Source organism: Amycolatopsis sp. NBC_01480 (genome assembly GCF_036227205.1).
In the GTDB taxonomy this organism is placed as follows: Bacteria; Actinomycetota; Actinomycetes; order Mycobacteriales; family Pseudonocardiaceae; genus Amycolatopsis.
In genome coordinates this window covers 2,538,623-2,551,912 of the sequence record NZ_CP109442.1, presented here as the reverse complement: position 1 = coordinate 2,551,912, position 13,290 = coordinate 2,538,623, and the positions used below count along the sequence as shown (strand labels likewise).

13 protein-coding genes and 1 riboswitch are annotated in these 13,290 nt (G+C 70.5%); of the genes, 10 read left to right on the top strand and 3 right to left on the bottom strand.

What is annotated here, in order from left to right:
- Positions 1-69 precede the first annotated feature (69 nt).
- The 8 genes from OG371_RS12090 (at position 70) to OG371_RS12055 (ending at position 8,565) form a co-directional block, all read left to right on the top strand.
- Positions 70-531 carry a DUF3180 domain-containing protein gene (locus OG371_RS12090; RefSeq protein ID WP_329068575.1) on the top strand — a complete coding sequence of 154 codons (462 nt, stop codon included), beginning with the start codon at positions 70-72 and terminating at the stop codon, positions 529-531.
- Between the two features lie 69 nt (positions 532-600).
- Positions 601-2,529, top strand: coding sequence for a DUF6779 domain-containing protein (locus tag OG371_RS12085; RefSeq protein WP_329068573.1), 1,929 nt, complete (start codon positions 601-603; stop codon positions 2,527-2,529).
- A gap of 164 nt (positions 2,530-2,693) precedes the next feature.
- On the top strand, positions 2,694-3,848 hold the full coding sequence (locus tag OG371_RS12080) for a PrsW family intramembrane metalloprotease (protein WP_329073017.1): 1,155 nt from the start codon (positions 2,694-2,696) through the stop codon (positions 3,846-3,848).
- A 190-nt stretch (positions 3,849-4,038) separates the two neighbouring features.
- Positions 4,039-4,941, top strand: coding sequence for a Rossmann-like and DUF2520 domain-containing protein (locus tag OG371_RS12075; protein ID WP_329068571.1), 903 nt, complete (start codon positions 4,039-4,041; stop codon positions 4,939-4,941).
- Positions 4,938-5,846 (top strand): pantoate--beta-alanine ligase, encoded by a 909-nt coding sequence (gene panC, locus OG371_RS12070; RefSeq protein ID WP_329068568.1) that lies wholly within the window; start codon positions 4,938-4,940, stop codon positions 5,844-5,846. Before OG371_RS12075 ends, panC begins: the two co-directional genes overlap by 4 nt.
- Positions 5,847-5,859: 13 nt before the next feature.
- Positions 5,860-6,354 (top strand): aspartate 1-decarboxylase, encoded by a 495-nt coding sequence (gene panD / locus OG371_RS12065; protein ID WP_329068566.1) that lies wholly within the window; start codon positions 5,860-5,862, stop codon positions 6,352-6,354.
- A 43-nt stretch (positions 6,355-6,397) separates the two neighbouring features.
- Positions 6,398-7,171, top strand: coding sequence for a type III pantothenate kinase (locus OG371_RS12060; protein WP_329068563.1), 774 nt, complete (start codon positions 6,398-6,400; stop codon positions 7,169-7,171).
- 257 nt (positions 7,172-7,428) lie between these two features.
- Positions 7,429-8,565, top strand: coding sequence for an IS110 family transposase (locus tag OG371_RS12055; RefSeq protein WP_329067310.1), 1,137 nt, complete (start codon positions 7,429-7,431; stop codon positions 8,563-8,565).
- Positions 8,566-8,594: 29 nt separating this feature from the next.
- On the opposite strand, the gene OG371_RS12050 is transcribed toward OG371_RS12055, so the two are convergent.
- Together OG371_RS12050 and OG371_RS12045 are read right to left on the bottom strand one after the other, a co-directional pair.
- Positions 8,595-8,909, bottom strand: coding sequence for a DMT family transporter (locus OG371_RS12050; RefSeq protein WP_329068561.1), 315 nt, complete (start codon positions 8,907-8,909; stop codon positions 8,595-8,597).
- A 34-nt stretch (positions 8,910-8,943) separates the two neighbouring features.
- Positions 8,944-9,006: riboswitch (guanidine-III (ykkC-III) riboswitch) on the bottom strand.
- 51 nt (positions 9,007-9,057) lie between these two features.
- Positions 9,058-9,825, bottom strand: coding sequence for a class I SAM-dependent methyltransferase (locus OG371_RS12045; protein WP_329068559.1), 768 nt, complete (start codon positions 9,823-9,825; stop codon positions 9,058-9,060).
- Between the two features lie 95 nt (positions 9,826-9,920).
- Here OG371_RS12045 and lysS point away from each other — a divergent pair, with 95 nt between their 5' ends.
- Positions 9,921-11,429 (top strand): lysine--tRNA ligase, encoded by a 1,509-nt coding sequence (gene lysS / locus OG371_RS12040; RefSeq protein WP_329068557.1) that lies wholly within the window; start codon positions 9,921-9,923, stop codon positions 11,427-11,429.
- A gap of 147 nt (positions 11,430-11,576) precedes the next feature.
- Entirely contained in the window at positions 11,577-11,930 is a 354-nt protein-coding gene (locus OG371_RS12035; RefSeq protein ID WP_091617158.1) for a histone-like nucleoid-structuring protein Lsr2, read from the top strand.
- A 477-nt stretch (positions 11,931-12,407) separates the two neighbouring features.
- Here the strand turns inward: OG371_RS12035 and OG371_RS12030 are convergent, their stop codons facing one another.
- Complete coding sequence (locus OG371_RS12030) at positions 12,408-13,232, bottom strand: (2Fe-2S)-binding protein (protein ID WP_329068555.1); 825 nt, start codon at positions 13,230-13,232, stop codon at positions 12,408-12,410.
- Between the last annotated feature and the right edge of the window lie 58 nt (positions 13,233-13,290).

The following is a 13,290-nucleotide window of genomic DNA, read 5'->3' as shown; positions in this document are numbered from 1 at the left end:
CGCCGGACTCCCGTTTCGGGCGACGGCGCGGCAAGCCGCACGCCCGGGGCCCCTCGGTACGGTGGGGCCATGCACTTCACCCGGCCCCGCGACCTGGTGGTGGCCGCGGTACTCGGCCTCGTCCTGATCTACGTGGTGTTCCAGTTCGCGTACGGCAACCTGCCGCAGCTCCCGCTGCTGGCCGGGGTCACGTTTGCGGTACTCGCTGTGATCGAGGTGATCCTGGCTTACTCGATTCGGTCAAGAATCCGGGCCGGACGAGTGGTCGGCGCGATCGGGATTGCACGCTCGGTAGCGCTCGCCAAGGCGTCCTCGTTGGCCGGGGCCTTCATGACGGGGGCCTGGCTGGCCGCGTTCGCCTATGTTTTTCCCCGACGTGACGAACTCGTCGCGGCTGTCTCGGACAGCCGCTCGGCGGTGGCCGGCGTGGTGTGCTCCGCGCTGCTGGTAGCTGCGGCTTTATGGCTCGAGCACTGCTGCCGGACCCCCTCGGAGACCGATCGGGGCGGCACCCGCGGGACGACCGGTTAACGATCGAAATCGGCCGCTCGAAGTACCGACTAGGTCTCGTTCGGGTCACTGGAAGGTACGGTGTCAGGCATGACCGGCGTGGGTGACGACTCGCGCGGCCGCCTTCTGGGTAGGCCGTGGCTTGTTGTCGGATTCCTCCTCGTCATCGGAGCCACTCTCGCACTGGTGCTCAGCGACGACCTCCGGTTCCTCCGGCTCGGCATCGTCGCCGCCCTCTGGGCCGCCCTGATCGGCGCCTTCCTGGCCGTGAGGTATCGCAAGCACGCGGCACACAGCGAGGACACGGTCGCCGAGGCGCAGGCGGTATACGAGTTGGAACTGGAACGCGAGATCGCGGCTCGGCGTGAGTACGAGCTGGAGATCGAAGCCGAAACGAGGGAGGCCGCACAGGCCCAATCGCGCGAGGAGCTCGATGCGCTGCGCGCCGAGGTGTCAGCCCTGCGGGACAGCCTGCAGTCGCTGTTCGGCGGCGAGGTGCTGCTCGAGCGGGTCGCGCTGACCGCGCAGGCCACGCGCATGCGCGCGCTGAACGACGAGCAGCGGCTCGTCTCCGCGGGCTCGGAGACCAAGAACGGCAACGGCAAGAAGCCGGCCCAGCTGATGGCGCCGAAGAAGCCGGCGGTCGAGGTCAACGAGCGGCCGACCGAGCTGATGGACCGGGTGCTCGATTCCGCGTCCGTCGAGCGGCGGCGCAAGCCGTCGAACGGCGTGGGCCCGCACGGGCCCGGCGGTCAGCAAGGGCCGAACGGCAAACCGCCGTCCACCGTCAACACCCAGCGCACGCAGCAGCTCTCCCGGCCGAAGCCGGGCAATCGGCCGCAGCCGGAGCAGCAGGAGTCGGCCGCGGCGCGGGCGGTCAAGGCCGCCGAGCTGCGGGCCGAGGCCTCGCGCCGGGAGGCGTCCGAACAGCAGCCGACGCGCACCGTCGCGCCGGTCTCGAAGCCCGAGTCCTCGCCCGCCGAGGCGACGCGGCACGTGCCGCGCCCGCAGCCGCGTCAAGAGGAGCGGTCCGCCGAGGAGTCCCGGCCCGCGATGCGTCCCGCTTACCGCGCGGAGATGTCCCGGCCGGAGATGCGACGGGTCGAGGCGCGTCCCGCCGAAGCGTCACAGTCCGGGATGCGCCGGGTGGAACAGCGCGGCGAGGCGTCGCAGTCGGAGATGCGCTGGGTGGAGCCACGCTCCGCCGAGGCGTCGCAGTCCGGGATGCGCCGCGTCGAGCCGCCGGTTTCGCGCGCCGAGGCGTCGCAGCCGAGCATGCGCCGGGTCGAGCCGCCCGTTTCCCGGTCCGAGGTCTCGCGGCCGGACCTGCCGCGGGTGTCGCCTGCCGCCGGTGAGGCCACGGCCACCTGGAAGCCGGCTTGGGACGGCGGCCGCAAGCCGGGCGAAAGCCTCAGCGCCGCGTTCCAGAAGCGGGACGATCTCGCGGATCGGCAGCGCCCGTCGGCGAACCCGCCGAAGCCGCGTACGGACCTGCCTTCGCTCGACGCGCCGGTGCACGTGCCGGACCCGGCGCCGCGCAAGCCTTCCCGGCTGGAGCAGTTCTCGCGTGCGGACCTTTCGCCGCTGTCGTCCGAGCCGACCCCGGCCCCGGCGCCCGCGTCGCGGCACGGTGCGCACCGCTCGTCGGACGAGGAGCCCGCCGAGTCGCCGGTGAACCCGACGCTCCCGGAGGCCGTCCGCAGCAGCGTCGCGAACAAGGGCGGTGGCCGTCGCCGCCGCTCCGAAGACGAGGCCACTCCGGCGCCCGAGCCCACCGGTGGCGGCCGCCGTCGCCGCGCGGACGGCGAGCCCCCGTCGTGGGAGGGCAGGGGGTCTTCGCCGAGCCACCGCGAGGCCACGCCCGAAGCGCAGGAGCCGCGGTCGTCGCGTGGCCGCCGTTCCGCGGAGGACGCCCCGCAGAGCGGTTCCCACACCGCGGGCCGCTCTGTGACGGAGCTGCTGGCCGCCAACGGAGCCGACGCCCCGAGTCCGCGGCGTCGCCGCCGTGCGGAGGACTGACGCCGTTCTCGGCTGTTCGCCTACACCGGGCGACCGGGCAGTTTCGCCACTGCCGGGTCGCCCGGTGGTTTTTTCGCTGCTGGCGGGGCGATTCCGACTCCTCGGGCGACCAGACAAGACAGCACCTCCGCGCCCCCGTAGGGTGACTGCCCGTGAGCGGATCCCTGTCCAGCGCACCGGACGCCGTCCGGAGCCGGCTGCCCCGCCGGGTCACCGTCCTGCTGCCCGTGCTCGGGCTGCTCGTGGTGGCCCTCTGCGGCCTGTTCCTGTTCGGCCTGGCGACGGCGCGGGTCGGCTGGCTCGCGGTGGCCATCGGGGTCGTCGCGGCGCTGGTGCCGGTCGGGGTGGTCGTGGCGGGATTCCTGTGGGTGGACCGGTGGGAGCCGGAGCCCGCGAAGCTGCTTCTGGCCGCCTTCGCGTGGGGTGCGTGCATCGCGACGATCACCGCGCTTCTCATCAACAGCGGCGCCGAAGCCGTGGGCGACCTGCTGCTCGGCAGCGGCGCCGGCAGCAAGGTCAGTGCGCTCGTTTCCGCGCCTCTGGTCGAGGAGGCCGCGAAGGGCGCCTTTGTCCTGTTTATCTTCTGGCGCCGCAGTTCCGAGTTCGACGGGATCGTCGACGGCATCGTGTACGCGGGCTTCAGCGCCGCCGGTTTCGCGTTCACCGAGAACATCTACTACTTCGGCCGCGCGTTCGCGGATTACGGCTTCGGCAACGGCGCCAACTCCGGCGTGCTCGCCGCCTTCTTCCTACGCGGGGTGCTTTCGCCGTTCACACACCCGCTGTTCGGCGTGATGACGGGCATCGGGTTCGGCGTGGCGGCGCGGACCACGCAGAAGGCGGTGCGGATCCTCGCGCCGCTCGGCGGTTACATCGTGGCCGTCTGCCTGCACGCGCTGTGGAACAGCTCGGCCATCCTCGGCGGCTCCAAGGCGTTCCTGACCGTGTACTTCCTGATCATGGTGCCGCTGTTCATCGGCGTCTCGTACGTGATCGTGCTGCAGCGGCGCCGGGAGCAGCGGATAGTCGCCGCCGCGCTGCCGAAGATGGCCGCGGCGAGGTGGATCGCGCCGTCGGAGGTCGAGCTGCTGGGCAGCTTGTCCGGACGGCGCGCCTGGCGGCGCCAGGCCCGGCGCGAGTCCGGCAAGGCCGCGGCGAAGGCCGTGGGCCAGTACCAGGCGAGCGTCACCGAGCTGGCCTTCCTGCGGCGGCAGCGGCTCCGGACCGACGACGACCGGCAGCGCCAGGACGAGCTGCTGCACACACTGAGAACGGCGCGCGCCGAGGCTGTGCGCTTGGCGACAGACCAGACCGGGTGAAGCTGGTCACCTTCAACTCGGTCCGCCGGACGGATCGGGGCTACTCTCGCGCCGTCGTCTGGTACCCGCGACGTGAGCGGGACTGGAACGAGCCAAGGGAGTCAACGAGCCATGAGCGTCCACAGGCGCACGCCATGATCGAGCCGGCGAGTCAAGCACCGGGCACGCCGAGCGTTTGCGAAGTGGGCCGGTGAACCGGCCCGCCCGCCTCGCCGTGGGCGTCGTGTCGACCGGCCGGGTCGGCAGCGTGCTCGGCGCGGCGCTGGCCCGCGCGGGCCACACCGTGGTCGCCGCGTCCGGGCTGTCCGCGGCGTCCGTCGCCCGGGCCGAGCGGCTGCTCCCCGGCGTCCCCCTGCTGCCGCCCGACGAGGTCGTCCGGCGCGCGGACCTGGTGCTGCTGGCGCTGCCCGACGACACCCTCGCGGGCATGCTGCGCGGCCTGGTGGCCACGGAGTCGCTGCGGGCGGGCCAGATCGTCGTGCACACCTCCGGCGCGCATGGCGTGGACGTCCTCGCGCCCGCCGCGGAGGCTGGCGCGCTGCCGCTGGCGCTGCACCCGGTGATGACCTTCACCGGCCGCCCGGAGGACCTCGAACGGCTGGCCACCGCCAGCATCGGCGTCACCGCGACGGCCGAGGACGAGGCGGCGTGGAACGTCGGCGAGGCGCTCGCGGTCGAGATGGGCGCCGAGCCGGTGCGCATCCCCGAGGCGGCCCGCGCGCTCTACCACGCGGCGCTGGCCCACGGCTCGAACCACCTGATGACCCTCGTCGCGGATTGCACGGAACTCCTCCGTCAGGCCGGAATCGGGCAAGCGGAACGACTCGTCGCACCGCTGCTGTCGGCGGCCCTGGATAATGTCCTTCGACACGGCGATCGGGCCTTCACCGGTCCGGTCGCGCGTGGTGACCTCGGCACCGTCCGCAAGCACCTCGCGGTGCTGACGGAGGCGTCGCCGGAGATCGCCCCCGCCTACCGGGCACTGGCCCGGCGCACGGCGGAGCGGTCCCGGGCCGCCGGACAGCTCGACCCGGCGGCCGCCACCGAGCTCACCGAACTTCTCGACGACCCCGCCGAAGGACAGAACCCGTGACCACACCGAAGTTCCAGCGCGGCACGTTGAACACGTTCCAGCCGCCCGAGCACATCAGCCAGGTGAGCCAGGCGCTGCGCGCTGTCGGCCGCAAGGTCGCGCTCGTGCCGACGATGGGCGCCCTGCACGACGGGCACCGCGAGCTGCTGCGCCGCGCGAAGCGGCTGCCGAACACGATCGTCGCCGCGTCGATCTTCGTGAACCCGCTGCAGTTCGGCGAGGGCGAGGACTTCGAGGCCTACCCGCGCCCGCTGGACGTCGACCTCGCCACTCTCGCCGACGCCGGCGTCGAGCTGGCCTTCACGCCCAAGGCGTCGGACCTGTACGTCGAGGGCGCGGCCGTCACCGTGCACCCCGGCCCGCTCGGCGACGAGCTGGAGGGCGCCGCGCGGCCCGGCCACTTCTCCGGTGTGCTGACCGTCGTGGCGAAGCTGCTCAACCTGCTGCGCCCGGACTACGCGTTCTTCGGGGAGAAGGACTACCAGCAGCTGGTGCTGATCAAGCGGATGGTGCGGGACCTGAACATCCCCACCCACGTGATCGGGGTGCCGACAGTGCGCGAGCGGGACGGGCTCGCGCTTTCTTCACGCAACGTCTACCTGACGCCGGAGCAGCGGGAGGACGCCGTGGTGCTTTCCGCGGCGCTGTCCGCGGGGGCGCACGTCGGGCGCGACGGGGCGGAAGCGGTTTTGGACGTGGCCTGCCGGACTCTGGCCGCGCGTCCCCAGGTGGCGGTGGACTACCTGGAATTGAGGGGAACCGATCTCGGGCCGGCGCTCGTCGACGGTGAGGCACGGCTGCTGATCGCCGCCCGGGTGGGGAGCACCCGGCTGATCGACAACGTGGGACTGCTGCTCGGAAACGCGGTGGAGCATCCGAGCGTGGAGCTGGACGCAGGGGAATAAGGGAGAGTCCACGATGTACCGCACGATGCTGAAATCCAAGATCCACCGGGCCACGGTGACCCAGGCGGATCTGCACTACGTGGGGTCGGTGACCGTCGACGAGGACCTGATGGAGGCCGCCGACCTGCTGCCCGGCGAGCAGGTGTCCATTGTGGACGTCACCAACGGGGCCCGCCTCGAGACGTACGTGATCAAGGGCGAGCGGGGCAGCGGCGTGCTCGGCATCAACGGCGCCGCCGCGCACCTGGTGCACCCGGGCGACCTGGTCATCCTCATCTCCTACGGGCAGATGGACAACGCCGAGGCGGCCGGGTACGAGCCGCGGGTGGTGTTCGTCTCCGAGGACAACCGGATCGTCGAACGGGGCGCGGACCCGGCGCACGTGCCGGAGGGGTCCGGGCTGCTGTCGGGCACCGTGCTGCTGCCGGACGAGGACATCATCGCGTTCCCGGTGGCGGAGACGGCCGACGCGCGCCGCCTCGACGCGCTGCTGCACGCGGAAAGCTGAATCAACCCACCGCCGCCGGCGGGAAAGCAGTAAAGGAAAACGCGTGCTGCTCACCGTCGACGTCGGCAACACCAACATCGTGCTCGGCCTGTACGAGGGGCAGACGCTCGTCGGCGACTGGCGCATGCGCACCGACGCGCGCATCACCGCCGACGAGCTCGCGCTGACCATGCGCGGCCTGCTCGGCGCGCACGCCGACGCGGTCACGGGCATCAGCGCGCTGTCCACGGTCCCGGCGGTGCTGCGCGAACTGCGCGTGATGCTGGGCCGTTATTACGCGCGGCTGCCGAAGATCGTCGTCGAGCCGGGGGTGCGCACGGGCGTGCCCCTGCTCGTCGACAATCCCAAGGAGGTCGGCGCCGACCGGCTGGTGAACACGCTCGCCGCCCACCACCTGCACGCCACGGCTTGTGTGGTGGTCGACTTCGGCACGTCCACGAACGTCGACGCGATCTCCGCCAAGGGCGAGTTCCTCGGCGGCGCGTTCGCGCCCGGCATCGAGATCTCGGTGGACGCGCTGGCCGCGCGCGCCGCGGCGCTGCGCAAGGTGGAGCTGGTGCCGCCGCGGTCGGTGATCGGCAAGAACACCGTGGAGTGCCTGCAATCCGGCATCCTCTACGGCTTCGCGGGCCAGGTCGACGGCCTCGTCCGCCGGATCGTGCGCGAGCTGGAGCCCGACGGCGACCGGCCGGTCGCGGTGATCGCGACCGGCGGCCTCGCGCCGCTGGTGCTCGGCGAGTCCGAGACGATCAAGGAGCACGTGCCGGACCTGACCCTGATGGGCCTACGGCTGGTGTACGAGCGCAATGTGCGCTGAGCGCCCCAATGCCACTGTGAGGATGTGGGGGTGGGGTCACCGGGCCGGTGTGACTCTGTATGCCACTGACCGTTGGTGTCTGTCCAATGATCTGTCGGCCGGCCCGGTGGTCCCGCTTGCCTCACCGGGTGCGGGGTGTGTGACCTGATAGGAGCCTGTAGCCGCAGGCCGCTGATCACAGTGTTGTCCGCTCACCGCGGTTCGGTGGGGTGCCGTTGCCCGCCCAGAACCATCCGAGAAGGAACGACACGACCAGCATGGCAAAACTCCCCGGTAAAACCCAGCCCGCCCCTGTCACAGCCGATGCCGCGGCCACCGGGCAGGTGATCACGGCGGGGGTGGACACCCATCGTGACTTCCACTGGGCCGCGGTGAAGAACACGCTCGGGCAGGTGCTGGGCACCCGCCGGTTCGCCGCGACCGGTGCCGGCTACCAGGCACTGCTGGCCTGGTTGCGTGGCTTCGGCACGGTCACCGCGGTCGGGGTGGAGGGCACCGGCTCCTACGGGGCCGGGCTGACCCGCTACCTGACCGGTGAGCACGTCCGGGTGGTGGAGGTCAACCGGCCGAACCGGCAGAAACGACGCCGGCAAGGCAAGACAGACCCGCTGGACGCGATCAGCGCCGCCGCGGCGACGCAGTCCGGCGACGCCACCGCCGCCCCTAAACTCCGCACCGGCCCGATCGAGTCGGTGCGGGTGCTGCGCGGCACCCGCGACACCTGGATCAAAGCCCGCACCGCCGCCTGGAACACCCTGCGCGCCCTGCTCGTCACCGCACCCGACGATCTGCGCGAACAGCTCACCGGACTCACCCCGGCACGGCTGCTGGCAGCCTGCCTGGCCCTGCCCGGCACCGACAACACCGGCACCGGCCTCGCCCACGCCCTGCTCGACGCCGGCACCGCCACCCGCATCGCGCTGCACGATCTCGCCACCATGATCAGCCACTACGACCAGGCCGTCACCCGGCTCAACACCCAGCTCACCGCCCTGATCACCCTCATCGCGCCCCGCACCCTCGCCCAGCACGGCCTCGGCCCCGACACCACCGGCCAACTGCTCATCACCGCCGGCAACAACCCCGACCGCCTCCGCAGCGAACCCGCCTTCGCCATGCTCACCGGCACCGCACCCCACCAAGCCAGCTCAGGCCTCACCGACCGGCACCGACTCAACCGCGGCGGCGACCGCCACGCCAACGCCGCCCTCTACCGCATCACCATCACCCGCATGGCCACCCACCAACCCACCCGCGACTACGTCACCACACACCGAACACCCAACCGCAGCAACGGAAAACACATCATCCGCAAACTCAAACGCTACATCGCCCGCAACATCTACCCACACCTCACAGCAGACCTCGCCGCCCTCCAACACCTCACCCCTTGACCAACCATAGGAGCATCATTGGGGCGCTTTCAGTGCAGCACCTTCAGCCCGACCACGCCGGCGACGATCAGCACCAGGCAGGCGATCCGGCCGAACGACGCCGGGTCGTGCTGGGCCACGATGCCGTAGACGGCGGTCCCCACCGCGCCGATCCCGACCCACACCGCGTAACCGGTGCCGAGCGGGATGGTGCGCAGTGCGTACGCCAGGCCGCTCATGCTGAGCAGCAGCGCGACGGCGAAGGTGATGATCGGGATGGGGCGGCTGAAACCCTTGGCGGCGCCGAGTGCGGCGGCCCAGACGGTTTCGAGTACGCCGGAGACGATGAGCACGAGCCAGGACATGAGCGGAGCCTTTCGCAGTGACTTTTTCAGGGGCACTGCGTCGTCTTGTCCTGACCGGGTACGACGCTCTCGTCCGGGACGCTTGCGGCGTCACCTATGAAATTAGCACCGCCCCGCCGCCGTGGCTGGTGACCTTCGTCGCCGGGGGTCAGAGCCGCCGGGCGCGGAACGCGGTGGTCAGCAGCGGCAGGTCGAACTCGCCGTTTCCGGTGGCCGGGTTGGAGAGCAGGTACTCGCGTGCCGCGGTGAGAACGCGGTCGCGCTCGGCCGGCTCGGCGACCAGCAGGTGCGAATGGGTGGAAACCGTGGCCAGCAGCGAGTCGACGGTCCGCCGTTGCGCGTGGTTGAACCGGTTCTCCTCGAACGGCGCGAAACCCGGCGGCGTGTCCAGCGTCCGCTCACCGCTGGCCCAAGCCTGGCTGACGCCACTGCGCACGATGGCGGAGAACTCGGCGACCCACGACACGCTCACGTCGTCGTGGTTCCACAGCGGCAGCACGATCCCGCCCGGCCGCAGCACCCGCGCTATCTCGGCGAACGCCGGCTCCAGGTCGAACCAGTGCAGCGCCTGGCCGATGAACACCGCGTCCACCGACGCGTCGGGCAGCGGGATCTCCTCGGCCTTGCCGAGCAGCGCGGTGACGTCCGGCAGCAGCCGGGTCAGCTCGGCCAGCATGCCCGGGTCCGGCTCCACCGCCGTCACGGAAACGCCCAGCTCCACCAGCCCCTGGGTGAGCTTTCCCGTGCCCGCCGCCAGGTCCAGCGCGTCTTTCGCCGGATGGGCCACGCCTTCCAGGGCCCAGGCCAGCGCCGCCCGCGGGTAATCGGGCCGGTGCTCGGCGTACGCGGCCGCCTCTTCGCCGAACGACGAGGCGCGCCGGGAGTGCAGTTCCGGGTCATGCGTGGGTTCGGTCACAAGATCTCAGCCTAATACGCGAAAGGCCGGGGCCTCGCGACGCCAAGGGTAATCCGGTTGGCGTAGGCGGTCATCGGCTTCGTACGCTATGCGCCATGACCGAATTCCCCGCGTCCGACGCGCTGCCCGATGACGACCTGCCCGAACAGATGCGGGTCCGCCGGGACAAGCGCGACCGGATAATCGCGGAGGGTGCCGATCCTTACCCCGTCGAGGTTCCCCGCACCCACTCGCTGGCCGAGATCCGGGCGGCGCATTCGGATCTCCCGGCCGACACCAGCACTGGTCAGACGGTCGGCGTCACCGGCAGGGTGATGTTTCTCCGCAATACGGGCAAACTGTGTTTCGCCACTCTTCGTGAGGGCGGGGGCACGGAACTGCAGGCGATGATCAGCCTCGCGAAGGTCGGCGAGCAGGCGCTCGCGGCGTGGAAGTCCGATGTCGATCTCGGTGACCACGTATTCGTCGAGGGCGAGGTGATCACTTCCAAGCGCGGTGAGCTTTCCGTGATGGCGGACAAGTGGCAGCTCACGTCCAAGGCGTTGCGCCCGCTGCCCGTCGCGCACAAGGAGCTGGCCGAGGAAACGCGAATCCGGCAGCGTTATGTCGACCTGATTCTGCGCGACCGCGCCCGTGATGTGGTGCGCACCCGCGCCGGCGTCGTGCGCTCGTTGCGCGAGTCGTTCCACCGGCGTGGATTCACCGAGGTCGAGACGCCGATGTTGCAGACCTTGCACGGCGGCGCCGCGGCCCGGCCTTTCGTCACGCATTCGAATGCGTTCGACCTCGACCTGTACCTCCGGATCGCGCCCGAGCTGTACCTCAAGCGCTGTGTGGTCGGCGGGATCGAGAAGGTTTTCGAGATCAACCGGAACTTCCGCAACGAGGGCAGCGACTCCTCGCACTCGCCCGAGTTCGCGATGCTGGAGTACTACGAGGCCTACGCCACGTACGACACCAATGCGGTGATGACGCGCGAGCTGATCCAGGAGGCCGCGGAGAACGTCCTCGGCACCCAGATCGTCACGCTCGCGGATGGTACGGAGTACGACCTTTCCGGCGAATGGACGACGCTCGGGATGTACGAGTCGCTCTCCGCCGCGCTTGGTGAAGAAGTGACGCCGGAGACGCCGGCCGAGGCACTGCACAAGTTCGCCGAAGCGCGGGCTATCGAGGTCGATCCGAAGCTCGCGCACGGCAAACTCGTGGAAGAACTGTGGGAACACCTCGTCGGCGACGATCTTCAGGCTCCCACTTTTGTCCGTGATTTTCCGCTGGAGACCTCCCCGCTGACCAGGCAGCACCGCACCCGTGCGGGGGTCGCGGAGAAGTGGGACCTCTACATACGCGGTTTCGAACTCGCGACCGGTTACTCCGAACTGGTGGACCCGGTGGTGGAACGCCAGCGGCTCACGGAACAGTCCCGGCTGGCCGCCGGGGGCGATAGCGAAGCCATGCCTCTCGACGAAGATTTCCTCCGGGCGCTCGAGTACGGAATGCCCCCGAGCGGCGGTGTCGGAATGGGTGTCGACCGGCTGCTGATGGCGCTGACCGGGCTCGGTATCCGGGAGACGATCCTCTTCCCGCTCGTCCGGCCCGAATAGCCGTCGCGCAGAACCGGCGAGGTTTATCTCAATCGAGATTTGCACAGGCCGGGATGAGCGGGTATTAATACAGGAGTCAAAGACTTCTGTCCCGGGGCTCGCCCCGTACCCAGATCATTCGCGTAAGCCCCCCGCAGGAGGAAACAGATGGCACAGAAGGTGCTGGTCTCGCTGGTTGATGACCTCGACGGCAGTGAGGCCGAAGAGACTCTCGAGTTCGGTTTGGATGGCGTGAGCTACCAGATCGACTTGTCCTCGGAAAACGCCGAGGAGTTGCGCGACGCGCTCGCCCAGTACGTCGAGCACGCGCGCCGCGCCGGTGGCCGTAAGCGCGCGGCCCTTCGTCCGGTCGCGGGCGGGAAGGCGGCGGCGCGGCCGGCCACCGTCGACCGCGAGCAGAACCAGGCGATTCGCTCCTGGGCGCGGAAGAACGGCTACCAGGTTTCCGATCGCGGACGCATCCCGTCCGAGGTCGTGGAGGCTTACCACAAGAAGAACTGAGGGGCTCCGACGCTTCGAGGCGGCCGCCGGGTTATCTCCGGCGGCCGTTTTTGTTGTCCGTTTCCTGTCCGGCTCAGCGGCGCGCGGACCGCTGACTGCGGCGTTATCGACGGCGACGTGTCGGCCATCACTCCGGCCATGACTCGGGCCGTCTCGTTCGGCCGGTATATCCGGATCGCCTGCGCGTGCACGCGAGCTGTTCCGTGAACCGCCTTCGCGTTGCACGTGCATGCCTCCGGCAAGCGGTCCGCTGATTCCCGGATCAGCAGCCATTGTTTACACCGTGTCGGCGACCGGCTGCGCGGCGGACGCGAGTGCCCACCACTTTGCCATCGGCAACTTGTCGATTGCAGCGATCATTTCCGCGCCGGTGCCCCCATTCCCGCACGGATTCCGCTTATTCACCGACCGTGCCGGGCCCCGTCTCCGGTGATCGAGTCCGGACCTGCGGAAAGTCCACCCGGCCGGGCTAATCCGTCAGCGGGAGCAGACCCGCGGGCACTCTCCGCACTCGGCCTCGCCGGGCAGCAGGTAGGAGAAGCAGCAGCTCTCGCGACGGCGAGCCCACTCGCGGTGCCCGTCCGGGCCGTCGGTCAGCCGCAGGGTCGACGCCGAGGTCAACGGACGGTGACGCTTGTCGAGGACCAGGGCCGCGTCGGCGACGCCCGCGCCTTCCGCGTCCGGGGTGCCGCCTTGGCGGCCGGCCCACCAGAGCGAGTTGTCCAGCGCGTCCGTCGCGGCGGCCCACAGCATGCGGCGGCCGAGCCGGGTGCCCGGCGCGTACGCGCGGACGAACTGGGCGGCGTGGGCCACGTACTGGGCCCGCAGCACGCCGGCCAGCGCGCGCTCGTCACGCACCACCGTGGCCTCCGGCCGCGCCGAACCCGGATCGGTGGGCAGGCAGTAGAAGTCGTCGCCCAGCACCGCCATCCCCTCCGGGTGCGGGCGGTCTTCGCCGAGGCCGAACGCGAGGCGTTCCGGTTTCAGGGAAGGAACCCGGCGCTCGTGGTGCAGCAGCAGCGCGCCGACGTACGCGGGCACGTGGAGGTACCAGGACATGACGTAGCTGGCGGTGGTCTGCGACGGCGCCGACCCGTGCTCGCCGGTCAGCCACGTCGACAGCACCTCGCGCCATTCGTCGAACAGCACCGGCCGCGCGAGCAGGTCGGCGCAGCGGAACCAGCCGGCCGGCACGTCGCGTCGCAGCTCCCCGCGCTCCTGCAGCCCCCCGACCCGCAGCAACGAGGAGGCGAGGCCGTCACCGACATCGCGGGCATCGCGGAAGGACCGCTGCTGGTTCACCGCGGCCCTCCTGTCCGCCCACCTCATTAGGCCTGCCTAACCTTACAGACGATCGCCC